At 69.1% G+C, this 25,879-nt stretch carries 24 protein-coding genes; 6 read left to right on the top strand and 18 right to left on the bottom strand.

Annotation, left to right across the window (positions count from 1 at the left end):
* Positions 1-27 precede the first annotated feature (27 nt).
* The 4 genes from J2851_RS26540 to uraD form a co-directional block, all read right to left on the bottom strand.
* Positions 28-1,071, bottom strand: a complete 1,044-nt coding sequence (locus J2851_RS26540; protein ID WP_209770076.1) for a GMP reductase — start codon at positions 1,069-1,071, stop codon at positions 28-30.
* A gap of 63 nt (positions 1,072-1,134) precedes the next feature.
* On the bottom strand, positions 1,135-2,367 hold the full coding sequence (locus tag J2851_RS26535; protein ID WP_209770075.1) for a M20/M25/M40 family metallo-hydrolase: 1,233 nt from the start codon (positions 2,365-2,367) through the stop codon (positions 1,135-1,137).
* The gene (locus J2851_RS26530) at positions 2,364-3,614 is read right to left on the bottom strand and encodes an allantoate amidohydrolase (RefSeq protein WP_209770074.1); all 1,251 of its coding nucleotides are present in this window, start codon (positions 3,612-3,614) and stop codon (positions 2,364-2,366) included. Before J2851_RS26530 ends, J2851_RS26535 begins: the two co-directional genes overlap by 4 nt.
* Complete coding sequence (uraD, locus tag J2851_RS26525) at positions 3,611-4,105, bottom strand: 2-oxo-4-hydroxy-4-carboxy-5-ureidoimidazoline decarboxylase (RefSeq protein ID WP_246500939.1); 495 nt, start codon at positions 4,103-4,105, stop codon at positions 3,611-3,613. The genes J2851_RS26530 and uraD overlap by 4 nt, the downstream gene beginning before the upstream one ends.
* A 223-nt stretch (positions 4,106-4,328) precedes the next feature.
* On the opposite strand from uraD, the gene uraH reads away from it, so the two are divergent.
* Positions 4,329-4,691 carry a hydroxyisourate hydrolase gene (uraH, locus tag J2851_RS26520; protein ID WP_209770073.1) on the top strand — a complete coding sequence of 121 codons (363 nt, stop codon included), beginning with the start codon at positions 4,329-4,331 and terminating at the stop codon, positions 4,689-4,691.
* On the opposite strand, the gene J2851_RS26515 is transcribed toward uraH, so the two are convergent.
* Positions 4,676-5,884 carry a urate hydroxylase PuuD gene (locus J2851_RS26515; protein ID WP_209770072.1) on the bottom strand — a complete coding sequence of 403 codons (1,209 nt, stop codon included), beginning with the start codon at positions 5,882-5,884 and terminating at the stop codon, positions 4,676-4,678. The two genes, uraH and J2851_RS26515, sit on opposite strands and share 16 nt — an antisense overlap.
* 316 nt (positions 5,885-6,200) lie before the next feature.
* Here J2851_RS26515 and J2851_RS26510 point away from each other — a divergent pair, with 316 nt between their 5' ends.
* The 4 genes from J2851_RS26510 to J2851_RS26495 all read left to right on the top strand — a co-directional run bounded on the left by J2851_RS26510 (position 6,201) and on the right by J2851_RS26495 (position 10,180).
* The gene (locus tag J2851_RS26510; RefSeq protein WP_307420229.1) at positions 6,201-7,136 is read left to right on the top strand and encodes a LysR family transcriptional regulator; all 936 of its coding nucleotides are present in this window, start codon (positions 6,201-6,203) and stop codon (positions 7,134-7,136) included.
* Between the two features lie 126 nt (positions 7,137-7,262).
* The gene (locus J2851_RS26505; protein WP_246500938.1) at positions 7,263-8,375 is read left to right on the top strand and encodes a LacI family DNA-binding transcriptional regulator; all 1,113 of its coding nucleotides are present in this window, start codon (positions 7,263-7,265) and stop codon (positions 8,373-8,375) included.
* A 163-nt stretch (positions 8,376-8,538) separates the two neighbouring features.
* Positions 8,539-9,786 (top strand): UDP-galactopyranose mutase, encoded by a 1,248-nt coding sequence (glf, locus tag J2851_RS26500; RefSeq protein WP_209770071.1) that lies wholly within the window; start codon positions 8,539-8,541, stop codon positions 9,784-9,786.
* A 187-nt stretch (positions 9,787-9,973) separates the two neighbouring features.
* The gene (locus tag J2851_RS26495; RefSeq protein WP_209770069.1) at positions 9,974-10,180 is read left to right on the top strand and encodes a hypothetical protein; all 207 of its coding nucleotides are present in this window, start codon (positions 9,974-9,976) and stop codon (positions 10,178-10,180) included.
* Between the two features lie 166 nt (positions 10,181-10,346).
* On the opposite strand, the gene J2851_RS26490 is transcribed toward J2851_RS26495, so the two are convergent.
* The 8 genes from J2851_RS26490 to J2851_RS26455 all read right to left on the bottom strand — a co-directional run bounded on the left by J2851_RS26490 (position 10,347) and on the right by J2851_RS26455 (position 17,765).
* Positions 10,347-11,357 (bottom strand): formate dehydrogenase subunit gamma, encoded by a 1,011-nt coding sequence (locus J2851_RS26490; protein ID WP_209770067.1) that lies wholly within the window; start codon positions 11,355-11,357, stop codon positions 10,347-10,349.
* Positions 11,358-11,462: 105 nt separating this feature from the next.
* The gene (gene fdh3B / locus J2851_RS26485; protein WP_209770065.1) at positions 11,463-12,098 is read right to left on the bottom strand and encodes a formate dehydrogenase FDH3 subunit beta; all 636 of its coding nucleotides are present in this window, start codon (positions 12,096-12,098) and stop codon (positions 11,463-11,465) included.
* A 25-nt stretch (positions 12,099-12,123) separates the two neighbouring features.
* Positions 12,124-15,033: a formate dehydrogenase subunit alpha gene (locus J2851_RS26480; RefSeq protein ID WP_209770063.1), complete on the bottom strand. Its 2,910-nt coding sequence runs from the start codon at positions 15,031-15,033 to the stop codon at positions 12,124-12,126.
* A 44-nt stretch (positions 15,034-15,077) separates the two neighbouring features.
* Positions 15,078-15,311, bottom strand: a complete 234-nt coding sequence (locus J2851_RS26475; RefSeq protein WP_209770061.1) for a twin-arginine translocation signal domain-containing protein — start codon at positions 15,309-15,311, stop codon at positions 15,078-15,080.
* Entirely contained in the window at positions 15,301-15,972 is a 672-nt protein-coding gene (locus tag J2851_RS26470; protein ID WP_246500937.1) for a TorD/DmsD family molecular chaperone, read from the bottom strand. Before J2851_RS26470 ends, J2851_RS26475 begins: the two co-directional genes overlap by 11 nt.
* Positions 15,973-16,019: 47 nt before the next feature.
* A complete protein-coding gene (locus tag J2851_RS26465) occupies positions 16,020-16,646 on the bottom strand; it encodes a DUF3306 domain-containing protein (RefSeq protein ID WP_246500936.1) in 627 nt (208 codons plus the stop codon).
* Positions 16,639-17,163, bottom strand: a complete 525-nt coding sequence (locus J2851_RS26460; RefSeq protein WP_209770057.1) for a DUF3305 domain-containing protein — start codon at positions 17,161-17,163, stop codon at positions 16,639-16,641. Before J2851_RS26460 ends, J2851_RS26465 begins: the two co-directional genes overlap by 8 nt.
* Positions 17,163-17,765 carry a biotin/lipoate--protein ligase family protein gene (locus tag J2851_RS26455; RefSeq protein WP_209770056.1) on the bottom strand — a complete coding sequence of 201 codons (603 nt, stop codon included), beginning with the start codon at positions 17,763-17,765 and terminating at the stop codon, positions 17,163-17,165. Before J2851_RS26455 ends, J2851_RS26460 begins: the two co-directional genes overlap by 1 nt.
* Before the next feature lie 87 nt (positions 17,766-17,852).
* Here J2851_RS26455 and J2851_RS26450 point away from each other — a divergent pair, with 87 nt between their 5' ends.
* Positions 17,853-18,212, top strand: a complete 360-nt coding sequence (locus J2851_RS26450) for a hypothetical protein (protein WP_209770055.1) — start codon at positions 17,853-17,855, stop codon at positions 18,210-18,212.
* Between the two features lie 157 nt (positions 18,213-18,369).
* Here the strand turns inward: J2851_RS26450 and J2851_RS26445 are convergent, their stop codons facing one another.
* From J2851_RS26445 to J2851_RS26425, 5 genes are all read right to left on the bottom strand, one after another.
* Positions 18,370-21,513 carry an efflux RND transporter permease subunit gene (locus J2851_RS26445; RefSeq protein ID WP_209770054.1) on the bottom strand — a complete coding sequence of 1,048 codons (3,144 nt, stop codon included), beginning with the start codon at positions 21,511-21,513 and terminating at the stop codon, positions 18,370-18,372.
* Positions 21,514-21,519: 6 nt separating this feature from the next.
* Positions 21,520-22,677 (bottom strand): efflux RND transporter periplasmic adaptor subunit, encoded by a 1,158-nt coding sequence (locus J2851_RS26440; protein ID WP_209770053.1) that lies wholly within the window; start codon positions 22,675-22,677, stop codon positions 21,520-21,522.
* A 185-nt stretch (positions 22,678-22,862) separates the two neighbouring features.
* Positions 22,863-24,545, bottom strand: a complete 1,683-nt coding sequence (locus J2851_RS26435; protein ID WP_246500935.1) for a cation acetate symporter — start codon at positions 24,543-24,545, stop codon at positions 22,863-22,865.
* Positions 24,542-24,853: a DUF485 domain-containing protein gene (locus J2851_RS26430; protein ID WP_209770052.1), complete on the bottom strand. Its 312-nt coding sequence runs from the start codon at positions 24,851-24,853 to the stop codon at positions 24,542-24,544. Before J2851_RS26430 ends, J2851_RS26435 begins: the two co-directional genes overlap by 4 nt.
* A gap of 221 nt (positions 24,854-25,074) precedes the next feature.
* Positions 25,075-25,857, bottom strand: coding sequence for a phytochelatin synthase family protein (locus tag J2851_RS26425; protein WP_246500934.1), 783 nt, complete (start codon positions 25,855-25,857; stop codon positions 25,075-25,077).
* Positions 25,858-25,879 lie beyond the last annotated feature (22 nt).

Below are 25,879 nucleotides of genomic sequence, written 5' to 3'. Positions count from 1 at the left end.
AGCGGGGCTGGGAGAGGGTTGAAGACCCTACCCGCCGAAGACCGTGTTCAACTGGGCGCCGACGCGGACGAAGGTGGTGCGCTTGGCGACTTCCTTCAGCTTGGTGGCGCCGATGTAGGTCATCATGCTGCGCACGCCGCCCATGATTTCCTGCATCGTGCCCTCGACCGGGCCCTGGTAGGGGACCTCGACGGTCTTGCCCTCCGACGCGCGGTAGGCGGCCACACCACCCGCGTACTTCTTCATCGCCGTGTCGGACGACATGCCGTAGAAGGTCATTGCGACCGGGATGCGCTGGCCGTCGCGTTCCTCGTAGCGGAGGTCGCCCTCGCACTCGTCGTGGCCGGCCAGCATGCCGCCGAGCATGACGAAGTCCGCACCGGCGCCGTAGGCCTTGGACACGTCGCCCGGCACCGTGCAGCCGCCGTCGCCGCAGACCTGGCCCTTCAGCCCGTGGGCGGCGTCGGCGCATTCGATGATGGCGGACAGCTGCGGATAGCCGACGCCGGTCATCTTGCGGGTGGTGCAGACCGACCCCGGCCCGATGCCGACCTTCACGATGTCGGCGCCGGCCAGCAGCAGCGCCTCCGTCATGTCGCCGGTCACGACGTTGCCGGCCATGATGACGAGATCCGGGTTCTCCGTCCGCATGCGGCCGATGAAGCGCACGAAGCGCTCCGTGTAGCCGTTGGCGACGTCCAGGCAGACCTTGCCCACCGGGGCCTTGGCCTTCACGTGCTGGAACTTGTCGTAGTCGGCCTCGGTCGTGCCCAGCGAGTAGAAGACGTTCGTCGTGTCCGTGTCGCGGAAGAAAGCGACGAGATCCTCGGCCGGGTAGTGCTTGTGCAGGGCCGTCATGGCGCCGAAGCGCGACAGCGCCTTGGCCATCGCCATGGTGCCGACCACGTCCATGTTGGCCGCGATCAGCGGGAAGCCCGTCCATTCCCCGCCGGTGTGCAGGAACTTGAAGGTACGGTCGACGTCCACCTCGCTGCGGCTTTGCAGCGTGCTGCGCTTCGGGCGGATCAGCACGTCCTTGAAGTCGAGCTTCAGATCGCTTTCGATGATCACCGTTCGGTCATCCTGGTTTGGCGCCCCCGCGAGGAGGCGCAACATTCTTATAACGTGGGAACGTCAGTCCTGCGTCAACAGGTCCAGCAGCGACAGGGCCACCACCTCCGTCGCCTTGTGCAGGTCGGACAGCGGCAGGCGCTCGTCGGCGCGGTGGGCGTTGGCTTCCTCGATCGTGTGCGGGCCGGCGCCGAACAGGGCGATGGGCACGCCCGCGTCGGAATAGTGGCGCGCGTCGGTGTAGAGCGGCACCCCCTTGGTTTCCACCGGCTCCCCCATGATCCGGCTGGCGTGGGCACAGAGGACGGCGGCGATCCGATCCGTGCCGGGCAGCGGGGTCAGCGGCCGGGCCAACAGGATGCGGCGCACCTCCACCCGGGCCTTGGGGAAGGCCTTGGCCGCCTCGGCGATGACGGCGCGCAAGGACGCCTCCACCGTCTCCGGGTTCTCCTCCGGGATCATGCGGCGGTCGAGCCGCAGGGTGACGCGGTCGGGGACCACGTTGGTGTTGATGCCGCCCTTGATCAGCCCGACGGTCAGCTGGGGGGAGCCGATGCCCGCCACCGCCGACACCGTGGCGGGGAAGGCCTTGCGGTGCTCATAGAGGGCGTTGAGGATCGCGGTGGTCGCCTCCAGCGCGTCGATGCCGGTCATCGGCAGGGCGGCGTGGGCGGACTTGCCGGTGACCTCGATCTCCAGATGGAGGCAGCCGTTGTGCGCGGTGACGACGGCGTAGCTGAAGCCGGCGGCGATGGCGTAGTCGGGCTTGGTCAGCCCCTCGTCCAGCAGCCACTTCGGCCCGATCTCGCCGCCCGCCTCCTCGTCGTAGGTCAGGTGCAGCTCCACCGTGCCGCGGTCGAGCCCGGCCTTCTCCAGCGCCAGCAGGGCGTAGGTGTAGGTGACGAAGTCGGATTTCGACACGGCGACGCCGCGCCCGTACATCCAGCCGTCCACCACCTCCGCCCCATAGGGATCGCGGGTCCAGCCCTCGCCCGGCGGCACCACGTCGCCGTGCGCGTTCAGCGCCACGGTGGGGCCGTCGCCGAAGCGGCGGCGGACGATCAGGTTGGTCGCGCTGACCATGCCGTTGGCGCGCACGAGGTCGGCCGGGACCGGGTGCCGCTCCACGGTCAGGCCCATGGCCTCCAGAAGTTCCGCGGCGCGCTCCGCGTGGGGGGCGCAGTCGCCGGCCGGGTTGTCGGAGGGCACCTTGACCAGCTCGGCCAGGAAGCGGACCTGGTCCTCGCGGGTGTGGGCCAGGAAGTCGCGGACGGCCTGATGGGCGGACTCGGTCATGCTGAAAGGGTCTCGTGATCGAAGTGGCGGAGGAGGTCGAGGAGGATGCGCACCGACAGGTCGGCGTCCTCCACGGTGATGGATTCGGCGGGGTTGTGGCTGATGCCGCCCTTGCAGCGGACGAACAGCATGCCCATCGGCAGCGCGCCCGCGAAGGACCCAGCAAAGGACATGGCGTCGTGCCCGGCGCCGCTCGGCAGATGGTGCGGGCGGATGCCGGCGCGGCGGACGGCCGCCTCGATCCGCTCCATGATGGCGGGGGAGCAGACGGCGGCCGCGTCGTTGTGGGTGCCCTCGATGGTCATGGCCACGCCGCGGCGGGCGGCGATGCCCTCCAGCTCGGTGCGGATGGCGGTGCAGGCGGCGTCGCGGACGAAGTCCTCCGGCGCGCGGACGTCCATGGTGAAGACGACCTCGCCGGGGATGACGTTGACCGCACCCGGCTTCGCCTCGATGCGGCCGACCGTGGCGACGAGGTTGGCGATGGACGACGCGATGCGCTCCACCGCCAGCACCATCTCCGCCGCGGCGACCAGCGCGTCGCGGCGGTGACCCATGGGCACCGTGCCGGCGTGGCCGGCCATGCCGCGCAGCCGGACGGAAAAGCGCGACGCGCCGTTGATCGCCGTGACGATGCCGACGGGCAGGCCTTCCGCCTCCAGCACCGGACCCTGCTCGATGTGCAGCTCGACGAAGGCCAACGCCTCGCCCGGCTTGCGCGCGACGGAGGCGATGGCGTCCGGGTCGCCGCCGAAGGCGCGCAGCGCGTCGGCCATGCGCACGCCGTCGCGGTCGCGGCCGTCCAGCGCGTCCGGGTCGAAGCGGCCGACGATGGCGCGGCTGCCGGTCAGGGTGTGGGGGAAGCGCACGCCCTCCTCGTCGCCGAAGGCCAGCACCTCGATGGCGAAGGGCAGGCGCTCGCCCAGCCGGTTCAGCTCCGCCACTGCGGCGATGGCGGCGAGCACGCCCAGGTTCCCGTCATACTTGCCCGCGTTGCGCACCGTGTCGATGTGCGATCCCAGCAGCAGCGCCGGCGCACCGGGCGCGGCGCCCTCGTAGCGGCCGACCACCGTGCCGATGGGATCGAGGTGGACGGCCATGCCGGCGTCCTTCATCCAGGCCGTGACCTGATCCGCGGCAGCCTTGTGCTGTGGCGTCAGAAACAGGCGGGTCAGCGCGCCCTCATCCTGGCTGAAGGCGGCAAGTTCCTCCAGCCGCGCCATCAGGGGCGTTCCAAGATCGGTCATGGCAGCAGGTCCTTGAGGCGGAGGAGGGTGATGCGCTCGACCTGGGCCAGCGCGGTTTCGAACTCCTCCTCCGGGCTGTTGTGGATGCGGCGTTCGAAGGCCTCCAGGATCTCGGCGCGGCTGCGGCCCTTGACCGCCATGATGAAGGGGAAGCCGAAGCGCGCCTTGTAGGCGTCGTTCAGGGCGGTGAAGCGCTGGAACTCGTCGGGCGTGCAGCGGTCGAGCCCGGCGCTGGCCTGCTCCGCCGTGCTGTCGGCGGTCATGCCGCCGCTCACCGCCAGCTTCCCGGCGAGGTCGGGGTGGCCGTTCAGTAGGGCCAGCTGCGTGGCGTGGTCGGCGGCGCGCAGCACCCGCAGCATGGCGGCGTGCATGCCCTCGGCGGTGTCCGCCCGCTCGCCCCACGCCTGTTCGGCGATCCAGGGCGCGTGCTCGAACACGCCGCCGAAGCGGGCGACGAAGGCTGCCCGGTCCATCTCGCTTGGTCGCATCATCGGTTCCCTGTTACGCCCATCCTGCGCAGCATACCCGCAATCGCGGCGTTCCGCTTTTTCGATCCGTTTGAAAGTCTTTTTGGGCGGGAGCGGTTCGGGACGGGCGGGGCGGGGGGTATAAGGGGATCTGGTGGAAAGGATTCACCACAGAGACACGGAGACACAGAGAATCATCCGTCTGTGTCTCCGTGTCTCTGTGGTGAAGTAAACCAGGAGGGGCATCATGGCGGATGGCGGGCGTCTGACGACGCATGTTCTCGACACCACGCACGGGCGGCCGGGGGCCGGGATGACCGTGACGCTGTACCGGCTGGAGGGCGACCGGCGCGACCGCCTGCTTCAGGTCCGCACCAACGCCGACGGCCGCTGCGACGCACCGTTGCTCGCTGGGGCCGACCTGACCGCGGGCGTCTACGAATTGGAGTTCGAGGCCGGCGCCTATTTCCGCGGGCTGGGCGTCGATCTGGGCGAGCCCGCCTTCCTCGACGTGGTGCCGATCCGCTTCGGTGTGTCGAAGACGGACCAGCACTACCACGTGCCGCTGCTGATCTCCCCCTACAGCTACTCGACTTATCGCGGCAGCTGATCAGTCCAGGCGGCGAGGAGCCGGCGCTCCTCCGGCGTGATCTGGGTGACGTTGCCGGGCGGCATGGCGTTGGACAGCACGGCCCAGGCGCGGATCTGGCCGGCGTGGCGGCGGATGTCCTCCGGGCTGTCCAGCCGGACGCCGCGCGGCGCCTCGCCGATGCCCTCCCACACCGGGGTCGCGGCGTGGCACATGCTGCAGCGGCTGGTGACGACCTCCTCCACCTGCGCGAAGTCGGCCCGAGCAAAATTGGGGTTGGGCGGGGTGGCGGCGGTGTCGCTGCCGTCCTTGGGGCCCAGCGTGCTCAGCGCCACCATGGCAACCATGCCGACGGCGGCCACGCCCCAGGTCCACCAGGGCGTCGGCTTGCCGGCGTGGCGGGAATTGAAGAAGTGGCGGATGACCGCTCCCACCACCAGCACGATGGCGACGATCAGCCAGCTGTAGCGCGTGCCGAAGGCCAGCGGGTAGTGGTTGCTGATCATCAGGAAGACCACCGGCAGCGTCAGGTAATTGTTGTGCAGCGACCGCTGCTTGGCCTGTTTGCCGAGTGCCGGGTCGGGCGTCTCCCCCCTCAGCATGGCGGCCACGGCCTTGCGCTGGTTCGGGATGATGAGGCGGAAGACGTTGGCCGACATGATGGTGCCGATCAGCGCGCCGACATGCAGCATCGCCGCCCGCCCGCTGAAGACGTGGCTGAGGCCCCAGGCGACCAGCACCAGGAAGACGAAGCCCGCCGCCGCCAGCTTCACATCGTCCTTGCCCAGCGGCGACTTGCACATCCGGTCATAGACGTGCCAGCCAAGCCCGAGCGCGCCCAGGCTGATCAGGATCGCCCCCCACCAGGGGATGTCCAGCACCGCCGGGTCGACCAGGAACAGGTTGGCCCCGTGGTAGTACAGCACCGCCAGCAGGCAAAAGCCGCTGAGCCAGGTGGCGTAGCTTTCCCACTTGAACCAGGTCAGCTTCTCCGGCAGTTCGGCCGGGGCGACCATGTATTTGGCCATGTGGTAGAAGCCGCCGCCGTGGACCTGCCACGCCTCCCCCGCCACGCCGGGCGGCAGGCCCTCGCGCTTGCGTAAGGACGCGTCCAGGTGGATGAAGTAGAAGCTTGAGCCGATCCACGCGATGGCCGTGACCACGTGTAGCCAGCGCACCAGAAAGTTGACCCATTCCCAGACGATCAGCTCCATCGCGTCCCGGCCCCCTCATGTGCGTTGGTGTCCATCGCAAACTGTACGGTTGTGCAGGTGCGGCAGGGAAGCGGATGCGCGCACCAGCACTTTCAAAAAAAACGAAAAGGTGGGATGGTCCCATGAACCCCCCTCGCCCGCCTCCGGCGGGAGAGGGAGGGGCCCACGCCCTTGGCGTGGGAGGGTGAGGGCAAGGTGATTCCGAGCATCCAGGTTAGGCGCACACCGGATTCTCGGGACGACCTTGCCCTCACCCTCCCGCCTTCGGCGGGTCCCTCCCTCTCCCAGCGGGGCTGGGAGAGGGGGAAAAAGGGTCGTGGAGTGGTCGCGCTTGGCTCTGCTGGAGAACATGCGGGTGTTCGTGCGGGTGGTGGAGCTGGGCAGCCTGTCGGCGGCCGGGCGCAGCCTGCGCCTGTCGCCGGCGGTGGTCAGCCACCGGCTGCAAAGCCTGGAGGAGCATCTGAACGCCCGGCTGCTGAACCGCACCACACGCCAAGTGCAGTTCACCGAGGCCGGGAAGGTCTTCTTCGAGCATTGCCTGGAGGTGCTGGACGCCGCGGAGCGGGCGGAGAGCAGCGTCGCCGCCATCGGCGGGGCGCCGGTGGGCAGCCTGCGGGTGACGGCGCCGCTGGGCTTCGGGCGGCACATCCTGGCGCCGATGGTGCCGCGGTTCCGCACGCTCCACCCGCAGGTGGAGGTGCGGCTGCGCCTGTCCGACCATCTGCTGGACCTGCTGCGCGAGGCGACAGACGTCGCCATCCGCATGGCGGTGCTGAAGGACAGCAGCTTCATGGCGCGCAAGGTCTGCGACCTGCCCCGCGTGCTCTGCGCCGCCCCGTCCTACCTGGAGCGGCGCGGCGTGCCGGAGCGGCCGGAGGATCTGCTGTCCCACCATTGCCTGCTGCTGCGCTTCCCCGGATCCCAGCAGTTCCAGTGGACCTTGCAGACCCCGCACGGGCCGATGACCCTGCCGGTGTCCGGCCAGTTCGACGCCGACGACGGCGACGTGCTGACCGCCTGGGCGCTGGCGGGGGAGGGGATCGCGCTGAAGCCGGTGTGGGAGGTGGCGGACCATCTGCGCAGCGGCGAGTTGCGCGTCGTGCTGCCCCACCTGCCGCCGGAACCGGTGGCGCTCGCCGTGCTCTACCCGCACCGCAACCTGCTGCCGGCGAAGATCCGCGCCTTCATCGACTTCTTTGCGGACAACGTGCGCAACGATCTGATCCGGCGGAGTCCGGAATCGGTTTTGTGAGGGGCGGGACTTCAACCGGGGCGAATTCCCCTTTGGCGCCAAGGCTGTGCTATCATACTGTTTCGCCAAGCGGCATCAATCGCCGCAGGGCCCCGCCGCAGGGGCCCGCCGCAGGGAATGACGAGAATGGCTCCACCTCCGCCCAAGACTCCGCCGCATCCGCCGATGCGGCCCCAGCGCAAGAAGACCCGCCGCGCGACCCAGCGCCTGACCATGACCGACGTGGCGAACGCCGCCGGCGTGTCGCCCAGCACCGTGTCGCTCTACCTGCGCAAGCCGGAGGCCGTGTCGGAGGAGCTGGCGACCCGCGTCCGCGCGGTGATCGACGAGCTGGGCTACGTGCCGAACCTCGTCGCCGGCAGCCTCGCCGCCGCCAAGAGCCGGACGGTCGGCGTCATCCTGCCCTCCATCACCAACTCCTTCTTCGCGGAGACCTACAACACGCTGCAGAGCGCCTTGCAGACGGCGCACTACCAGACCCTGCTGGGCGTCAGCGAGTTCGACCCGGAGCGGGAGGAGGAGCTGATCCGCGCCTTCCTCGCCTGGTCGCCGGCCGCGGTGGTCGCCACCGGCCTGCACCACACCGACCGCACGCGGGCCATGCTGCGCTCCAGCGGCATTCCGGTGGTGGAGATGTGGGACATCCCCTCGGCCCAGTTCCCGGCGGTGGACATGACCGTCGGCTTTTCCCACTTCGAGGTCGGGCGGCGGCAGGCCGGCCACCTCTACGACCAGGGCAGCCGCAAGGTCGCCTACATCGGCGCCGCCGTGCACCAGGACATGCGCGTGCGCAGCCGCACCGACGGCTATGAGGACGAGGTGCGCCGCCGTGGCCTGCACGAGCCCATCTCCTTCACCGCCCCCGACACGGCCTCCACCCCCGTGGGCATCTGGCTGATCGACGAGGTGTTCGCCCTTCACCCGGACATCGACGGGGTCGTCTGCTCCAACGACGCCATGGCGCTCGGCGTGTTGTTCGAGGCGAACCGCCGCGGGCTCAGCGTGCCGGACGACCTGGCGGTGATCGGCTTCGGCGACCTGACCTTCAGCGCCGCCTGCATCCCGCCGCTGTCCACCGTCCGCCCGCCGCAGCGGGAGATCGGGCAGCTGGCCGCCGCGCAGATCCTCCGCCGCCTCGACGGCGGCGAGCCTGCGCAGCCGCACCACCGGCTGGACTGCGAGCTGGTGGTCCGCGACAGCACGCGCCCGGCCGACGCCCCGGTCCAGACAAGCCCGTAAGGACGCCCCTTAAGAGGTGTGTCTGTGGGGGAGTACCCCCGACGATGCGCCTTCCGACAGGAACACTCCGCAGCGTTCCGTCGTTCGCTGCGTATGCGAATGAACGGGGCGCCGCACGGTTTGCCCCGATGCCGAGCTTGGCTCGCAGAAGAGGGCAGACCGAATGCGCGATTTCGACACCGGGGCCGGGACGCCTGCCCCGGCTTATGTGCGCCGTCCGGAAGGGCCGGCGGGGTTCGATTACCTGATCGTCGGGGCGGGCTTCGCCGGCAGCGTGCTGGCCGAACGGCTGGCGGCGGGGTTGGGCAAGCGGGTGCTGCTGATCGACCGGCGCCCGCACATCGGCGGCAACGCCTACGACCACCACAACGACGACGGCCTGCTGATCCACCGCTACGGCCCGCACATCTTCCATACGAACTCGCAGCAGGTGGCCGACTACCTGTCGCGCTTCACCAAGTGGCGCCCCTACGAGCATCGGGTTCTGGCGCGGGTGGACGAACAGCTGGTTCCCATCCCGATCAACCGCACCACCGTCAACCGCCTCTACGGCCTGGATCTGGACGAGGCCGGCGTGGCGGCCTTCCTGAAGGATCGCGCCGAGCCGGTGCCGGAGATCCGCACCTCGGAAGACGTGGTCGTCGGCGCCGTCGGGCGGGAGCTGTACGAGAAGTTCTTCCGCGGCTACACGCGCAAGCAATGGGGCCTCGACCCGTCCGACCTCGACAAGTCGGTGACCTCGCGCGTGCCGACGCGCACCAACGACGACGACCGCTATTTCGGCGACAGCTTCCAGAACATGCCGCTGCACGGCTACACGCGCATGTTCGAGAACATGCTGGACCACCCCAACATCACCATCATGCTGAACGCCGACTACCGCGACGTCGCGCGCGAGGTGCAGTACCGCAACCTGATCTTCAGCGGCCCGGTGGACGAGTATTTCGACTACCGCTTCGGCAAGCTGCCTTACCGCTCCCTGAAGTTCCAGCACGAGACCGTGGCGCAGGAGTGGTTCCAGCCCGTGGGCGTGGTGAACTACCCCGGCGAGGACGTGCCCTACACCCGCATCACCGAATACAAGCACCTGACCGGCCAGACCCACGCCAAGACCAGCCTGACCTACGAGTTCCCCTCCGCCGAAGGCGATCCGTATTATCCGGTGCCGAAGCCGGAGAACGCGGAACTCTACCGGAAATACCAGGCGCTCGCCGACGCCACGCCGAACGTTCAATTCGTCGGGCGGCTGGCGACCTATCGTTACTACAACATGGACCAGGTCGTGGGGCAGGCGCTGGCGCTCTACACCCGCATTGCTAAGGGCGAGGGTGCCACCGCCGAAGCGGCCCGCGGCATCTCCGGGGCCGGGGCCACCGCGCCGTCGCGGACGGCGGCCGCTCCGGAGGCGTGACCGTCGCTTTGAAACCTGTTCCCGGTCCTGGGTGTTGACGAGAAAAGCCGTTCCCTCTCCCCTCTGGGGAGAGGGTTAGGGTGAGGGGGTTGCGCTTTTGCCGGACGTCCCAAGGTGGCGGGACCCCCTCACCCTGCCCTCTCCCCAGAGGGGAGAGGGTTAAACCGCGGGGGCAGGAGGAGAAGCGATGAAAGCGTTCGGAATCGCCGTCATTTTCGCCGTCGTGCTGGCCGTGGGCGCCAGCTTCGTGCTGCAAGGAGGCTTCAGCCGCATGGCGGAGAACGCCTTCGCCACCCCCAGCGTGCGGCTCAGCAAGGAAAACACCGTCGAGTACCGCGACTTCATGGGGCCGCCGGAAACGGAGCGGCTGGCGGAGAAGAACAAGAAGGGTTGATAGGAACAGCCCCTCTCCCGCCCCGGGAGAGGGTGGCCGCGGCAGCGGCCGGGTGAGGGTAAAACCAAGGATCAGTGGCTGATTCTCGTACGACCCTCACCCTTCCCACTTCGTGGGCCCCTTCCCTCTCCCGAGCCGGGAGAGGGAAATCTTTGTGCGACCGCCCCTACTCCGCCGCGCGGTGGTGCATGGGGCGGCCGTCGTTGGCGCGCATGGCCAGCACCTGCTCCTCGTACCAGCGGCTGTGGTGCTCCTTGGCCCAGTTCTCGTCGACCACGCCGCGGCCCATGGCGTCGAAGGCGCCCTCCATTCCGATGGTGCCGATGTAGATGTGGGCGATGATCACCGCGATCATCAGCGACGCGATCAGGCCGTGCAGCACGTGCAGGATCTGCATCCCGCCGATGCCGGTGACCGAGAAGGGCAGCATCAGCAGGACCCCGCTGACCGCCAGCGCGAAGCCGCCGAACACGACCGCCCAGAAGATCAGCTTCTGCCCGGCGTTGAAGCGCCCGGCCTCCGGATGCTCGCCGGCCTTGTTCAGGACGCCGCCCAGGGTCCGCAGCCAGACCAGGTCGGCTTTTTCCGGCAGGTTGTCGCGAACCCAGGCGACGAAGATCAGGATCAGCCCCAGCGTGAAGGGGATGGCGAAGAAGTTGTGCAGGAAGGTGCTGGCGTAGGCCGTGCTGGTGAAGGCCTCATGCCCGATCAGCGGGATCAGCAGCGGCCGCCCGAAGGTGATGATCAGCCCGGTGATCGCCAGGATCAGGAAGCTGACCGCCGTCGTCCAGTGGGCGAACCGGTCGAAGCCGCCGAAGCGCGGCACCCAGCGGCCGGACCGTCCCTTGGAGATGGGGATGGTGCCGCGGAACAGGTAGAACAGCGTCAGCAGCGCCAGCATGCCCAGCGCCAGCGTGCCGGCGACGACGCGCAGCCAGTAGGACCGGAACTCGCGCCACTCCCGCCCCTCCGGCTGGACGAGCACGGACAGCTTCTCGTCGGGGATGCTGACCGTGCCGACCAGCTTCTCCTGCGGCTGGTAGAGCGGGACCTGCTCCTTGGTGGTCGGCGGGTTGACCGGGTTCTGGTACAGCTGCGCCCGAACCGCGGGCGCGGCCAGCACCAGCACCGCCAGGACGAGCAGGTGGATCAGAAAGTGGCGGTGGTGCCTCGTCATGTCGCGTCCTTCCCGTGTTGAAGGGCCGTTGTTTGTTTCCTTCGTCATTCCCGCCTTCGCGGGGATGACGGAGAAGGTTCCCCTTTCCAATGAAGGCGATTGGGGTCAGCTGCCCTTGCTGCCCGATGCGCCGGGGCCGAAGGCGCGGCCCTTGTCGGCGTTGCCGTAGGCCGTCGTCCAGCCGTAGGCGCCGGAGCCGTAGCCGCGGCGCAGCGAGCGTTCCTGGTAGATGTCGGCCAGGACGTCGCCGTCGCCGCCCATAAGCGCGCGGGTGGAGCACATCTCGGCGCACAGCGGCAGCTTGCCCTCGGCCAGCCGGTTGGACCCGTATTTCTGGTATTCCTCCGGCGTGTTGTCGACCTCCGGCCCGCCGGCGCAGAAGGTGCATTTGTCCATCTTGCCGCGGCTGCCGAAGTTGGTGGTCTGCGGGTACTGCGGCGCGCCGAACGGGCAGGCGTAGAAGCAGTAGCCGCAGCCGATGCACAGGTCCTTGTTGTGCAGCACCACGCCGTCCGCCGTCTGGTAGAAGCAGTCGACCGGGCAGACGCCGGCGCAGGGCGGGTCGTTGCAGTGCATGCAGGCCATGGAGATGGACCGCTCGCCGGGCACGCCGTCGTTCAGCGTGATCAGGCGGCGCCGGTTCATGCCCCAGGGGATCTCGTGCTCGTTCTTGCAGGCGGTGACGCAGGCGTTGCACTCGATGCAGCGTTCCGCGTCGCACAGGAACTTCATGCGGGCCATGGTCTGTCTTTCCTCCTGTGTGCGCTTACGCCGGTTCGACGCGGCAGAGCGTCACTTTGGTTTCCTGCATGAAGGTCACAGGGTCGTAGCCGTAGGTCGTCACGCTGTTGGCGGCCTCGCCCAGGACGATGGGGTCCGTGCCCGGCGGGTAGTTCCCGCGCAGGCTTTCGCCCTGCCAGTAGCCGGAGAAGTGGAAGGGCATGAAGACGGTGCCGACGCCGATGCGTTCGGTGACCTGGGCCATGACCTTCGCCTTCGCGTCGTTCTCCGGCCCGTAGACCCAGATCATTGCGCCGTTGCGGATGCCGAGCCGTTCGGCGTCCTTCGGGTTGATTTCCGCGAACATGGACTGCTGCAACTCGGCCAGCCACGGGTTGGACCGCGTTTCCTCGCCGCCGCCCTCATACTCCACCAGGCGGCCGGAGGTGAGGATGAAGGGGAAGCGCTGGCGCAGGTCGCTTTCGGCGATCTTGGATTGGAGCGAGCGGGCGAGCTGCGGCAGGCGGAAGTCGCGCCGGTCCGGAATGGCCGGGTACTCCTTCACCAGATCGGGCCGCGGGGAATAGATCGGCTCGCGGTGCACCGGCACCGGGTCCGGCAGGTTCCAGGCCACCGCGCGCGCCTTGGCGTTGCCGTGCGGCACGCAGCCGTGCTTCAGCGCCACGCGGATGATGCCCATGGAGAGATCCGTCTGCCAGCTGACCTCGTCCGGCTTGTCGCCGCCGATGGCCTGGATGACGTTCAGCTCCTCCGGCGTCAGGTCCTTGTCCCAGCCCAGCTTCTTCAGCATGGCCATGGTGAATTCCGGATAGCCGTCCTGGATCTCCGACCCCTGGGAGTAGGAATCGTCGGCCAGCAGGCTGACGCCGTTGCGCTCCACCCCGAAGCGGGCGCGGAACACGCCGCCGCCGTCCATCACGTGCTTGGACGTGTCGTACAGCACGCCGCAGCCCGGATGCCGCAGCTCCGGATGGCCCCAGCTGGGCCAGGGCAGGCCGTAATAGTCGCCCTTGCAGGGGCCGTCCGACGCCCGCATGGTGATCTTGTCGAAGTCGGCCTGGTGCTTCATGTGCATCTTCAGCCGCTCCGGCGACTGGCCGGTGTAGCCGGTGGACAGGCAGCTGCGGTTGATCTCCCGCAGGATGTCCTCCGGCACGGGGCGGGTGTTCTCCACCGTGATGTGCTTGAACATCTCGTCGGCGAAGCCGAACTTCCGCGCCATCAGGTACATGATGGTGTAGTCGTCCTTCGATTCGAAGATCGGCTCGACCACCTTCTCGCCCCACTGGAGGGAGCGGTTGGAGCAGGTGCGCGACCCGTCCGTCTCGAACGACGTGCAGGCCGGCAGCAGGTAGGTGCCGTTGCGCCGCTGCTGGAAGGACGCGAAGGTCGTCGGGTGCGGGTCGGCGACGACCAGAAGCGACAGCTTCTCCAGCCCCTTCAGCATCTCCGGCATGCGGGTGACGGTGTTGCCGCCGTGGCCCATGACGAACATCGCCTTCAGCGGGGACGGCTGCTCGATGTCCTCCGGCTTGTAGATGACGGCGTCGAACCAGCGCGTGGTCGGGATGCCCTTGGCCTCCATCAGGTCCTTGGAGGCGAAACGGGCCTTCATCCAGTCGTAGTCCACGTCCCAGACGCGGCTGAAATGCTTCCACGCCCCCTCCGCCAATCCGTAGTAGGAGGGCAGGGTGGAGACGTCCAGCCCCATGTCCGTGGCGCCCTGCACGTTGCAGTGGCCGCGGTAGATGTTGGCCCCGCCGCCGGCCACGCCGATGTTGCCGAGCGCCAGCTGCAGGATCGACAGCGCCCGGACGTTTGCGGTGCCCGTCGTCTTCTGCGTGATGCCCATGCACCAGATCACCGTGGACGGCCGGTTCTTGGAGATCAGCTCGGCCACGCGCTTGACCTGCTCCCCGGGCACGCCGGTGACGCGCTCAACCGTCGCGGGGTCCCACTTCTTCACCTCGGCGCGGACCTCGTCCATGCCGTAGACGCGCTGGCGGATGTATTCCTTGTCCTCCCACCCGTTCTCGAAGATGTGCCACAGGATGCCCCAGGTCATGGGGATGTCGGTGCCCGGGCGGATGCGGACGTATTCGGTCGCGTGGGCGGCGGTGCGGGTGAAGCGCGGGTCGATGACGATGTAGGGGGCGCGGTTGCGCTCCTTCCCGCGCAGCGCGTGCGGCATGGAGACGGGGTGCGCCTCCGCCGGGTTGCCGCCGATGAACAGCAGCGCCTTGGCGTTCTGGATGTCGTTGTAGCTGTTGGTCATGGCGCCGTAGCCCCAGGTGTTCGCCACGCCGGCGACCGTGGTGCTGTGGCAGATGCGCGCCTGGTGATCGACGTTGTTGGTTCCCCAGAAGGCCGCCAGCTTGCGGAACAGGTAGGAGGCCTCGTTGGTGAACTTGGCGGAGCCCAGCCAGAAGACGGCGTCCGGCCCCGACTGCTGGCGGATCTCCAGCAGCTGGTTGCCGATCTCCTCGACCGCCTGGTCCCAGGAAATGCGTTGCCACTGCCCGTCCACCAGCTTCAGCGGGTATTTCAGCCGGCGCTCGCCCTTGGTCAGCTCGCGCACCGACGCCCCCTTGGCGCAGTGGGCGCCCTGGCTGATCGGGCTTTCCCAGCCCGGCTCCTGCCCGGTCCAGACGCCGTTCTGCACCTCCGCGATCACCGTGCAGCCGACGGAGCAGTGGGTGCAGACGTTCTTGCGGGTGACGACCTCCACGTTGGGGACCATCGGCCCGGCTTCCGCCTTGCGGATCATGGTGGCGGGCAGCGCGCTCAGCGCCGCCATGCCGCCCGCCGCAAGACCGGAGGTCTTCAGGAAGCCGCGGCGGTCCACGGTGGCGCCGAGGCCGGCCGCCAGACCGGACGCGAGGCTGCGGGCGAGCGAGCCGCGGGCGGGCTTTCCGGTGGAGCGCTTTACGAGCATGGCACGGGCCTCTTTGACTACAGGCGGGGACTACAGGCGATTGGCTACAGGCGATTCAGGGCGTAGAAGCGCTCGACATGGGCGTTGTCCTGGTAGCGGGCCTTCAGCTGGTCCTGCCGGGACTCCGTCGCCGCCTCCGCGGGGGCGGTGGTGTTCGCGATGGTGGCCGCGGCCACTCCCGCCGCGCCGATGCCGAGCCCCTTCAGCAGGTTGCGGCGCTCGATTCCGGTTTTTTCGGGTTTCCCCGTGTTGGGATTTTGGGTGTCGTCACGACGCATGGCTGGTGCCCTCCCGCTCGTCAAGTGCGCCGGCCGCGTGCGCAAGCATCGCGAAGGCGTCGGCTTCGATGTCCAGGAACAGACGGCCGATCGTCCCGACCGGCCGGTAGAGGTTTGCCGCCGCCGCGGTCTCCAGGTCGGCGAAGAAGCGGCCGGCCCAGGGTGCGAAGTGGCGGTCGAAGAAGCGTTTCTGCTGGTGCAGGTCCGGTTGCAGGTCCGGGGGCCCGAGGGACCCGGTGATCAGCGCCGCCATCATCTCCGCGATGGACGCGATGTGGTCCTCCGGCTCCACCACGTCGGCGGCGCGCTCGATGCCCAGCGCCTGCATGTCCTCGCGCAGGCGGGCCAGCGGCCGGTCGTTCAGGAAGCCGGTGCGGTAGTAGGAGGCGAAGGGGACCAGTTCCCCCCGGGTCACGCCGACGAGCAGGTCGAAATACTCGCGGCCGGCCCGCTGTTCGTCGATGGACGCGGCGCGCGCGGCGAGGTCGCCGATGGCGCGGCCGAAGGGGGTGCCGTCCCCGGACAGGCCGGCGACGGCGTCGAGAAGCGCCTGCGACGGCGGGCGCGCCAAAAGCTGCGCCAGCAGGGCATAGGCCTGCGCGCGCAGCCGATCCGCGTCGTCCACGTCGTCCATGAAACCGTGTTCGGCGTGTTCCGCCATGCCGTCCCCCCGCATCGCACCGCCTTTAGCGGCCGGTTGTCCCCGGCTCATGTCTTGTCAACAGAAGGCTGGGATGAAAGTTGCGCAGCCCGGCTTGCGCTGGGCGTTGGTGGTACGTCGGAAAGGGGTTCTCCCCCTCTCCCCTCTGGGGAGAGGGCCGGGGTGAGGGGGTCCCGCGACTCCGGTACGTCCGGCACAAGCGCAACCCCCTCACCCTTACCCTCTCCCCAGGGGGGAGAGGGAACGCCGTCCGGCGGCGCCTCCTCCTTGGGCTCGTCCTTGCCGAGGACGTTGTCGACCATGTCGAGGATGCGGTCGGTGGGCAGCAGCGCGCCGTAGCCGGGGGCGTTGCAGTCCCAGTCGTACTCGGCGAAGCCGCGGAAATTCGCGATGACCGGGTCGCTGACCCAGGCCTTGCGCAGGGCCTGGAGCCGGAGCGCCTGCGGCACCTCCGGGGCGAGGAAGGCGGTGTAGTCGCTGTCGGCGCCCAGGCTTTCCACCGGCGGAAGGCTGGCGGGGTCGAAGACGGGTTCGGCGGTGTCCGCGGGCGCTTCGCTTACGGCCGGCACCGGGTTGTCTTCCGGCTCCTCGGCGGGAAGGGGCGGCGGGGACTCCTCGCGCGCTACGCGCTTCAGGCGCGACCAGCGGGACAGGAAGCCTTCGGACTCATCCATGGTCATGGCCGTCCTTTTGGCGGGAATGGGGGACGCGGCGGGCCATCGCCTCGGGGTCGGGGCGGTCCCGCTGCCGCTTGTAGAAGGGGCGCTCGACGAGATGCCGGGCAACGAAGTCCTGCATCCAGGCCGCGAGGTCCGGGGGCAGGGGCACCGCCTCGATCAGGTCGTCGCCCGCGTCGGAATGGGCGTCCACCTCGCCGGGATCGACCGTGGCGGCCAGCAGCCGCAGCCCCGGTTCCTCCGAACAGCGCCGCAGAATGACGTAGAGCGACGGACGCGACCCGGCGAGGTTGTCGCGATAGTTTTCGGCCTCCGTCGGGTGCAGGGCGATCTCCGCCGCGCCGGCGTAGAACTCGGTCCGCTCCGGCCCTTGCAGCAGCACGCTCCACGGCGCGCGGTCGGGCAGGACGGGAAGCAGGCCGACCACGCGCCAGCGCGCGTCCACCCAGGGGTTGTCGATGCGCTGGCGTTCCACGACGACGCCGACGGCGCGCTTCTCGGAACGGTCGGCCATTACGACGCCCTCCGGTCCAGGGCGCGGGCCTGCCAAGCGCGCCGCACGGGCTCGAAGCCGTCGTTCTCCCACACGTTCATCCAGAACAGGACGTGGCGGGCGAAGCTCTCCAGCAGCCGGGGCGCCTCCATGTCTCCGAAGCCCTCCTCGCGCAACGCGGTGCGGTCGGGGTGCAGGCCGGGGTCGGGGTCGTCGGGATCGCCCAGCACGTCGACCCGGACGCCGACCACCGCCCAGTCGGGCACGGCGTCCTCCGCGGCGCCGGGGGGAGCGGCGAAGGCCACCTCCCCCACGGCGGCGCCGTTCAGCAGGATCCGGCTGTTCAGGTCGAAGGCGATGGCAAGGTTGGGCGGCCCCAGCGCCTCCAGCGCGTCGGCCAGCGCGACCTGGGTCACGGCGACGGCGTGACGCGTGTCGGCCAGCGGCCGGTCCGGGGCCAGCACCACCGCCGCCTCCAGCCGGTCGCGGCGCGGTGTCCAGAACAGCGTGCCCGGTTCGCCGCCGGCAGCGGCCTCCGCGACGGCCGCGTCGAACGGATCGCGATCGGCGACGGGCTGCGGGTGGAAGACGGGCGGCAGGGTCGGTGTGTCGAACATGTGCATGACAATGGAAACGCTTCGCTGAGAGACTTGGTGCCCTGCGGTGTTGTGGGAAGGGAGAGCGTCGCCGTCGCCTTAAGGAGATCCCCGGTGCGTGCCATTCCTTCCATTGCGACCGTCCTGATGGTCGCCGCCACCTTGTCCGCCACCCCGTCCAATGCTTTTGCGCAGGACGGGACCAAGGAGTCGCTTGCCAACGATCCCGCCGTCCAGCAGAGCCAGGAGCCGCAGCCCAACGCCCAGGGTGTCCGCACGCCGAAGGCCACCACCAGCGGCGAGACTCAGTCTTCGGAACTTCAGCAGGCGCTGGCCGCCGTGCGCGCCGCCCCGCCCGACCTCCAGGGCAACAAGATGCCCCGCCCGAACTGGCTCGCCAGCGAACCCGACCAGCCGAACGAGCCGTCCCGCTCGCAGAACCCGTCGGACCTAAGCAGCCAGGAAGTGAAGTAGGGGCCGACCGCTCCCAAGTCCCTTCTCCCCTCTGGGGAGAAGGTTAGGATGAGGGGGCGCCCGAAGGGCGGATACGCGCTGCAATGAGGCTGCGCTGTCGGCCTACGGCCGCCCCCTCACCCTGACCCTCTCCCCGGAGGGTAGAGGGAATGGAGCCTCACTCCGCAGGCGTCGGCTCCACGCGGCCTTCCGCCCGGTGCCGGCGCGGCCGAATGCGTTCGGTCAGGCGTTGGAAGGCGACGAACAGGACCGGCACGAAGATGATGCCGACCACGGTCGCCGCGGTCATGCCGCTGAACACCGTGGTGCCGATGGACCGGCGGCTCGCCCCGCCGGCGCCGGAGGCAACGAGCAGCGGCACCGCGCCCAGGATGAAGGCCAGCGCCGTCATCAGCACGGCGCGGAAGCGCTGGCGGGCGCCCATCACCGCGGACTCGATGACCGGGTGGCCGGCGGCGCGCTGCTCCCGCGCGAACTCCACGATCAGGATGGCGTTCTTGGCGGCGAGGCCGACCAGAAGGACGAGTCCGATCTGCGCGTAGATGTCGTTGGCGATGCGGGCGACGGTCAGGCCGATGCCGGCGCCCAGGATCGCGATGGCGACCGACAGCAGCACGGACAGCGGGATCAGCCAGTTCTCGTACTGCGCCACCAGGAACAGGTAGCCGAACATCACCGCCAGCCCGAAGATGATGATGGTCTGATTGCCGATGCGGCTTTCCTGGTAGGACAGGCCGGTCCATTCCGTGGCGTAGCCGGCGGGCAGGGTGCGCTCCGCCACCTCCTGCATCGCCGCCAGCGCCTGGCCGGAGCTGCCACCGGGCGCCGCGTTCCCGTTGACCGAGGCGGAGAGGAACTGGTTGTAGCGGATCAGGCTGTCCGGAGCGAGCGTCGTGCGGACGCTGACGATGCTGCGCAGCGGCACCATCTCCCCCGACGCGCTGCGGACGTAGAGCTGGTCGATGGCCGCCACCTCGTCCCGGTACTCCGCGGCGTCCTGCACCTGCACCTGGAACACCCGGCCGTACAGGTTGAAGTCGTTGACGTAGCGGGACCCCAGGTGGGACTGCAGCGTGGTGAAGACGTCGCCCGGCGAGACGCCGAGCAGCGCCGCCTTGGTGCGGTCCAGGTCCACGAACAGGTGCGGCACGTCGGGGCTGAAGGTGCTGAAGACCGCCGACAGCCGCGCGTCCTGGTTGGCGGCGACCAGCAGGCCGCGCAGCACCGCGCCCAGCTGCTGCGGCGTCTGCCCACCCAGCGCCTGCACCCGCAGGTCGAAGCCGCCGGTGCTGCCGAGGCCGGGGATGGAGGGCGGGTTGAAGGCGGCGATGGTCGCCTGCGGCACCGCCGCCAGCTGCGGCCGCAACCGGCCGAGGATCGCGTCCACCGACTGTTCGGCGGGCCGCTCGCCCCAGGGCTTCAGCACGACGATCTGCAAGCCGACGTTGGATCCCGCCCCGCTGATGATGCTGTAGCCGGCGATGGTGATGACGTGGGCGACCCCCGGCGTCGCGCGCAGCCGGTCGGAGACGTCGCCCATCACCGCCTCCGTCCGGCTGAGCGAGGCGGCGCTCGGCAGCTGGACGTTGACGAAGAAGTAGCCCTGGTCCTCCGACGGCAGGAAGGCGGAGGGCAGGTTGCGCAGCAGCAGGACGGCGCCGGCGGTCAGCAGGGCGAAGACGGCGAGCCCGACCACCAGCTTGCGCGACAGCCAGCCGACCAGGTCGCCGTAGCGGTCGCGCACCCGGTCCAGCCCCGTGTTGAAGGCGGCCAGCGGGCGCCAGGGCCGCCCCGGCGGGCGCAGCAGCAGGCCGCACAGCGCCGGCGTCAGCGTCAGCGACACCATGCCGGAGATCAGGAAGGACGCGGTGATGGTGACCGCGAACTGCCGGTACAGCTGCCCGGTGATGCCCGGCAGGAAGGCCACCGGCACGAACACCGCCGCCAGCACCAGGGTGGAGGCGACGATGGCGCCGGTCACCTGCTCCATGGCGATGCGGCTGGCGCTGGGGGCGGGCTGGTCCGGATGCTCCTCCATCACGCGGCGGACGTTCTCCACCACCACGATGGCGTCGTCCACCACCAGGCCGATGGCGAGCACCAGCGCGAACAGCGTGATGGTGTTGGCGCTGTAGCCGAGCGCCAGCAGCACGGCGAAGACGCCGATGATCGACACGGGAATCGCCAGCGTCGGGATCATCGTCGCCCGCCAGTCCTGCAGGAAGACGTAGATGACCACCACCACCAGAAGGAAGGTGATGCCCAGGGTCAGCACGATCTCCTCGATCGTCGCGCTGACGAAGCTGGTGGTGTCGAAGACGACCGCGTAGTCCAGCCCCTGCGGGAAGCGGCCGGACAGCCGCTCCAGCTCCGCCCGCACGGCCTTGGCGACGTCCAGCGCGTTGGCGTCCGGCGACTGGTAGACGACCAGCGTCGCCGCCGGGTTGCCGTCCAGCTTGGCGGTGGAGCTGTAGCTCTGCGCCCCAAGCTCCACCCGCCCGATGTCGCCCAGCCGCACGATGCCGCCGTTCGGGTTGGTGCGGACGATGATATCCGCGAACTGCTTGGGGTCGTCCAGCCGGCCGCGGGCCAGGATGGTCAGCTGCTGCTGTTGCCCGTTCGGCACCGGCGGCGCGCCGATCTGCCCGGCCGACGCCTGGAGGTTCTGGGTCTGAATCGCCGCGATCACGTCGGTGGCCGCGATGCCCAGCGCCGCCATGCGGTTCGGGTCCATCCACACGCGCATGGCGTAGGTCAGCGCCCCCATCACCTGGGCATCGCCGACGCCGGGCACGCGGGCGATGGCATCGCGCAGGTTGATGCTGGCGTAGTTGGAGATGAAGATCGGGTCGAACTGGCCGCCGGGCGAGTAGACGTTCACCGCCATCAGCATGTTCGACGACTGCTTGCGCACCGTGACGCCCTGGCGCGACACCTCCGCCGGCAGGGTCGGCGTGGCCAGCGACATGCGGTTCTGCACGTTGATCTGGGCCAGATCCGGGTCGGTGCCCGGCGCGAAGGTGACCGACAGGGTGTAGGCGCCGGTGTCGGTGCTGGTGGAGGACATGTAGAGCATGCCTTCCACGCCGTTCACCTGCGCCTCGATCGGGGCGGCGACGCTGTCGGCGACGACCTGCGCGTTGGCGCCGGGGTAGGTGGCGGAGACCTGGACCGACGGCGGCGTGATCGGCGGGAACTGCGCCACGGGGATGAACAGGATCGCCAGCGCGCCCGCGATCGTCACCACCAGCGCGATGACGATGGCAAGGTTCGGGCGCCGGATGAACAGGCCGGAGAACATGGACGCTTATCCCTTCGGCTGTTCGGCGGTCTGCGTCGCGGGCTCCGGCTGCACGGTCATGCCCGGGCGGACCTTCTGCACGCCGCCCACCACGATGGTCTCCCCGGCCTGGATGCCCTTGGGCACGGCGATCTGCTGGTCGAGCTGCGGCCCGGGCTCGATGGGTCGGCGCTGCACCCGGTTCTGCTGGTCGAGCACCAGGACGTAGCTGCCCTGCTGGTCCTGCTGGATGGCGGCGACGGGCACCACGGGCTGCCGCTCCGTCTCGGACGGGCGGATCAGGACGGTCACATACTGGCCCGGCAGCAGAAGCGACTTCGGGTTCGCGAAGTCGGCGTAGACCGGGATGGTGCCGGTCTGCGGGTCGATGCGGTTGCTGGCGAAGCTGACCTTGCCCTTCTGCTCATACTCCGACCCGTCAGCCAGCCGTAGCGCCGGCACGAAGCGGTCCACCGCCTGCTCGGGCGACTGGTCGGGGAAGGCGCGCTGCGTCTTCAGCAGGTCGCGGTCGCTGACCGAGAAGACCACCCGGATGGGGTCGAGCTGCACGACGGTGGCGAGCGGCGCGCTGGACGGGTTGACGAGGTCGCCCGCGGTCACCGCGGTGGCGCCGATGCGCCCGTCGATGGGCGAGGCGATGCGGGTGTAGCCGAGGTTCAGCTCCGCCTGCCGCAGCTTCGCCTGGGCCTGCATGATGTCGGCCTCCGCCGTTTCCTGCGCGGCCCTGGCCTGGTCGACGTCCGCCTGGGAGATGTTGCCGCGGGTCCGCAGCTCCTCCGCGCGCTGGAAGGCGCGCTGCGCCTCGCGCTGGGAGGCCTGGGCGCGGGCGAGGTCGGCCCTGGCGCTGTCCACCGCCGCTTGGTAGGGCGCCTGCTCGATGACGTAGAGCAGCGTGTCCTTGGTGACGTTCTGCCCTTCCTGGAAAGCCACCTGCTCGATGAAGCCCTCCACGCGGGCGCGGGCGTCGAAGTCCTGGATGGCCTGGACGCGCCCGATGAACTCGCTGGTCGGGGTGACCTCCCGCTCGCGCACCACCTCGGTCATCACCGTCGGCGGCGGCGCGTTGGGTGGCTGTTGGGCTCCGGCACTGTCCGGAAGAAGAGCGGCCGGAAGGAGGACAGCAAGAAGGCAAGCGGCGGCGCCGCCGTGGCGAAGTCGATGCATCAATGGGGTTCCCGAACAGCCGTGCCCTCATGAACAGCGCGGTGTCCGGTAGGGTTCATCGATGCCAAACAAAAGAGAAACGGTCAAAAGAGAACTGGCCGAAAGAGAAATAGTCGAAAGGGAAGCGACCAAAGGAAAACCCGCCGCGACCCCGGGGAGCCGCAGCGGGTTTCGACGGATTCGGCTCAGTGCGAGGCCGCCTGGGCAGCACCCAGGCCGGTTTCGGAGCGGATGTGCTGGTAATCGTAGGCCTTCGCCTCCGCCGCGGCGCGCGGGCTGCGGTCGGTGACGGAGAACAGCCAAGTCATCGTGAAGGCGATCACCATCGAGAACAGGGCCGGGTGCTCGTACGGGAAGATCGGCTGGGGGAAGCCGAAGACGCTGACCCACACGGTCGGGCCCAGCACCACGAAGGACACGCAGCTGACCAGCCCGGCGAAGCCGCCGATGAAGGCGCCGCGCGTCGTCAGGCCCTTCCAGAAGATGGACAGGATCAGCACCGGGAAGTTCACCGACGACGCCAGGCCGAAGGCCAGGCCGACCATGAAGGCGATGTTCTGGTTCTCGAACGCCAGGCCCAGCGTGATGGCGATCACGCCCAGCGCCAGCGTGGCGAAGCGCGACACCCGCATCTCCGACGCCTCGGTCGCGTTGCCCTTCTTCAGGACGCGGGCGTAGAGGTCGTGACTGACCGCCGACGCGCCGGCCAGCGTCAGGCCCGCGACCACCGCCAGGATGGTGGCGAAGGCGACCGCCGAGATGAAGCCCAGGAAGACGTTGCCGCCGATCGCCTTGGACAGGTGGATGGCCGCCATGTTGCCGCCGCCCAGGATCTTGCCGGCCTTGTCCAGGTATTCCGGGTTCGTGCCGACGATCACGATGGCGAGCAGGCCGATGGTCACCGTCAGGATGAAGAAATAGCCGATGAAGCCGGTGGCGTAGACGACCGACTTGCGCGCCTCCTTGGCGTCGGGAACGGTGAAGAAGCGCATGAGGATGTGCGGCAGCCCGGCCGGCCCGCACATCAGCGCGAGGCTGAGCGACACCGCGGCGACGGGGTCGGCCATGGCGGCGCTGGGGCGCAGGATGGCCACGCCGGACTTGTGCGCGGCGACGGCCTTCTGCAGCAGCAGTTCCGGGTTGAAGCCGAACTGGGCCAGCGCCAGCCCGACCAGCACCGTGCAGCCGCCCAGCAGCATCACCGCCTTGATGATCTGCACCCAGGTCGTCGCCAGCATGCCGCCGAAGGTGACGTACATGATCATCAGCACGCCGACCAGAACCACCGCGTAGGCGTAGTCCAGCCCGAACAGCAGCTGGATCAGCTTGCCGGCGCCGACCATCTGCGCGATCAGGTAGAAGCAGACGACGGTCAGCGACCCGACGGCGGCCAGCGAGCGGATGGGCGTCTGGCCCAGCCGGTAGGAGGCGACGTCGGCGAAGGTGAAGCGGCCGAGGTTGCGCAGCCGCTCCGCGATCAGGAACAGCATCAGCGGCCAGCCGACCAGGAAGCCGACCGTGTAGATCACGCCGTCGAAGCCCTTGGCGAAGACCATGCCCGACAGGCCGAGGAAGGCCGCCGCCGACATGTAGTCGCCGGCGATGGCCAGCCCGTTCTGGAAGCCGCTGATGCCGCCGCCGGCGGTGTAGAAGTCCGACGCCGACCGGGTCCGCTTGGACGCCCAGTAGGTGATGCCCAGCGTGCCGGCGACGAACAGCAGGAACATGATGATGGCGGTCACGTTCACCGGCTGGCGCTGCACGGCGCCGTCGATGGCGCCGGCCGCGAAGGCCGCCGGGGCGGCGAAGGCCGCGGCGCCGCCCGCCAGCAGGGCGGGGAGGCTGCGCGCGATGGAGCGGGAGATCATCGGCTGACCTCCTCGATCAGGTCGCGGTTCATGGCGTCGTAGCGCCCGTTGGCGCGCACCACGTACACGCCGGTCATCAGGGAGCAGAAGATCGTGATGACGATGCCCGCGGTCAGGCCGACCGAAAAGGTCATCCCTTCCGCGATCGGGCGCCCCAGCAGGTCGGGGGCCAGGGCGGACGCCAGGACGAAGGTGTAATAGACGGCCAGGACGATCAGGGCGAGCCTCCAGCTGAAGCGCGCGCGGCTTTTCGTCATCTCGGCGAACTTGGGGTGGGTGAGCACCCGTTCGTAGAGTTCATCGGGCATGGTCGTTTCGCTTCTTGCAGTGCCTTGGTATTGCGCAATGCAGCAATAACCCCGACGCATATCAGCAAAAAGCAAAATTATATAAGCCGTTCCGTGCGTTACGCGGATGATCCGTGCGCGCAACGTCGATCTTTAACCGAAATCCGGTTAAGGATTAGCCGGATTTCGGTTTGCACAGGGGCAAGCGCTTGAATTCATTGCGACAACTGGTCGCGCCCCGTTCAAAGCGGGCTGCGCTCGGCGATCCCGCCGCGCAGGCGCACGCGGACCATGCCGCTGCCCGTGGGGTCCGACCGGTCCGGCTTGACCATGGCCTCCAGCAGCTTCTCGTCGCTGGACCAGTAGGGCACGTACCACAGCCGGTCCACGTCCATGACCAGCACGCGGCGGCGCTGCGGGTCGTAGGCGCCGAGCGGGGCGATGTGCCCGACGGTGGCGTCGCCGGTCAGGGTTCCCTGGTCGTAGGCCAGCAGGATGATGTCGCGGCCGCTGCGCTCGTTGTCGGTCAGGATCCGGCGCAGCTCCGCCAGCGTTTCCGGGGAGCTGTCCTTGGGCCGGAAGACCTCCACCTCCGCGTCCAGGCCGAAGGCGGCGACGGAGCGGCGGACGTAGGTTTCGAAATCAGCGAAGGACACGCCGTCGCCGTTCTCCGCCGTGGCGGCCTTCCAGACGTCGTCGTCCACCTCGTTCAGCACGCGGTTCTGCGTGACCAGCCGTTCGGTGGATGGGTTCGGCAGCCCGCGCAGCGCGTTGATCATCATCGCCACGCTGGCGACGGAGCAGGCGCTTCCCGACTGCTGCGGCACGTAGTAGGGCATCAGCGCCCAGAAGTCCGGCGCCTCCGCCCGGCGCAGGTAGTCGCGGTCCTGGGTGATCGGCACGGCGTCCGGCCCGAATTTCGGCTTGTTGTCCGAAATGCTCGCCTCCTGCGCCCGCGCGGCTGGCGGGGGCAGGACGGCCGGAACGGCAAGGGCGGCGCACAGCGCGACCAGCGCGCTTCGCATCAGGGGTCTTAGACGGTTCATG

The organism is Azospirillum rugosum (assembly GCF_017876155.1).
Lineage (GTDB): Bacteria > Pseudomonadota > Alphaproteobacteria > Azospirillales > Azospirillaceae > Azospirillum > Azospirillum rugosum.
The sequence above is the reverse complement of the archived record's forward strand: the minus strand, read 5'-3'. Positions and strand labels throughout refer to the sequence as shown.

What these genes read in the sequence shown, in the direction of transcription:
- J2851_RS26535 (WP_209770075.1), bottom strand. Translation starts at nt 2,367, where the DNA reads ATGACCGAGTCCGCCCATCAGGCCGTCCGCGACTTCCTGGCCCACACC.
- J2851_RS26530 (WP_209770074.1), bottom strand. Translation starts at nt 3,614, where the DNA reads ATGACCGATCTTGGAACGCCCCTGATGGCGCGGCTGGAGGAACTTGCC.
- uraD (WP_246500939.1), bottom strand. Translation starts at nt 4,105, where the DNA reads ATGATGCGACCAAGCGAGATGGACCGGGCAGCCTTCGTCGCCCGCTTC.
- uraH (WP_209770073.1), top strand. Translation starts at nt 4,329, where the DNA reads ATGGCGGATGGCGGGCGTCTGACGACGCATGTTCTCGACACCACGCAC.
- J2851_RS26515 (WP_209770072.1), bottom strand. Translation starts at nt 5,884, where the DNA reads ATGGAGCTGATCGTCTGGGAATGGGTCAACTTTCTGGTGCGCTGGCTA.
- J2851_RS26505 (WP_246500938.1), top strand. Translation starts at nt 7,263, where the DNA reads ATGGCTCCACCTCCGCCCAAGACTCCGCCGCATCCGCCGATGCGGCCC.
- glf (WP_209770071.1), top strand. Translation starts at nt 8,539, where the DNA reads ATGCGCGATTTCGACACCGGGGCCGGGACGCCTGCCCCGGCTTATGTG.
- J2851_RS26495 (WP_209770069.1), top strand. Translation starts at nt 9,974, where the DNA reads ATGAAAGCGTTCGGAATCGCCGTCATTTTCGCCGTCGTGCTGGCCGTG.
- J2851_RS26490 (WP_209770067.1), bottom strand. Translation starts at nt 11,357, where the DNA reads ATGACGAGGCACCACCGCCACTTTCTGATCCACCTGCTCGTCCTGGCG.
- fdh3B (WP_209770065.1), bottom strand. Translation starts at nt 12,098, where the DNA reads ATGGCCCGCATGAAGTTCCTGTGCGACGCGGAACGCTGCATCGAGTGC.
- J2851_RS26480 (WP_209770063.1), bottom strand. Translation starts at nt 15,033, where the DNA reads ATGCTCGTAAAGCGCTCCACCGGAAAGCCCGCCCGCGGCTCGCTCGCC.
- J2851_RS26475 (WP_209770061.1), bottom strand. Translation starts at nt 15,311, where the DNA reads ATGCGTCGTGACGACACCCAAAATCCCAACACGGGGAAACCCGAAAAA.
- J2851_RS26470 (WP_246500937.1), bottom strand. Translation starts at nt 15,972, where the DNA reads ATGGCGGAACACGCCGAACACGGTTTCATGGACGACGTGGACGACGCG.
- J2851_RS26465 (WP_246500936.1), bottom strand. Translation starts at nt 16,646, where the DNA reads ATGGATGAGTCCGAAGGCTTCCTGTCCCGCTGGTCGCGCCTGAAGCGC.
- J2851_RS26460 (WP_209770057.1), bottom strand. Translation starts at nt 17,163, where the DNA reads ATGGCCGACCGTTCCGAGAAGCGCGCCGTCGGCGTCGTCGTGGAACGC.
- J2851_RS26455 (WP_209770056.1), bottom strand. Translation starts at nt 17,765, where the DNA reads ATGCACATGTTCGACACACCGACCCTGCCGCCCGTCTTCCACCCGCAG.
- J2851_RS26445 (WP_209770054.1), bottom strand. Translation starts at nt 21,513, where the DNA reads ATGTTCTCCGGCCTGTTCATCCGGCGCCCGAACCTTGCCATCGTCATC.
- J2851_RS26440 (WP_209770053.1), bottom strand. Translation starts at nt 22,677, where the DNA reads ATGCATCGACTTCGCCACGGCGGCGCCGCCGCTTGCCTTCTTGCTGTC.
- J2851_RS26435 (WP_246500935.1), bottom strand. Translation starts at nt 24,545, where the DNA reads ATGATCTCCCGCTCCATCGCGCGCAGCCTCCCCGCCCTGCTGGCGGGC.
- J2851_RS26430 (WP_209770052.1), bottom strand. Translation starts at nt 24,853, where the DNA reads ATGCCCGATGAACTCTACGAACGGGTGCTCACCCACCCCAAGTTCGCC.
- J2851_RS26425 (WP_246500934.1), bottom strand. Translation starts at nt 25,857, where the DNA reads ATGCGAAGCGCGCTGGTCGCGCTGTGCGCCGCCCTTGCCGTTCCGGCC.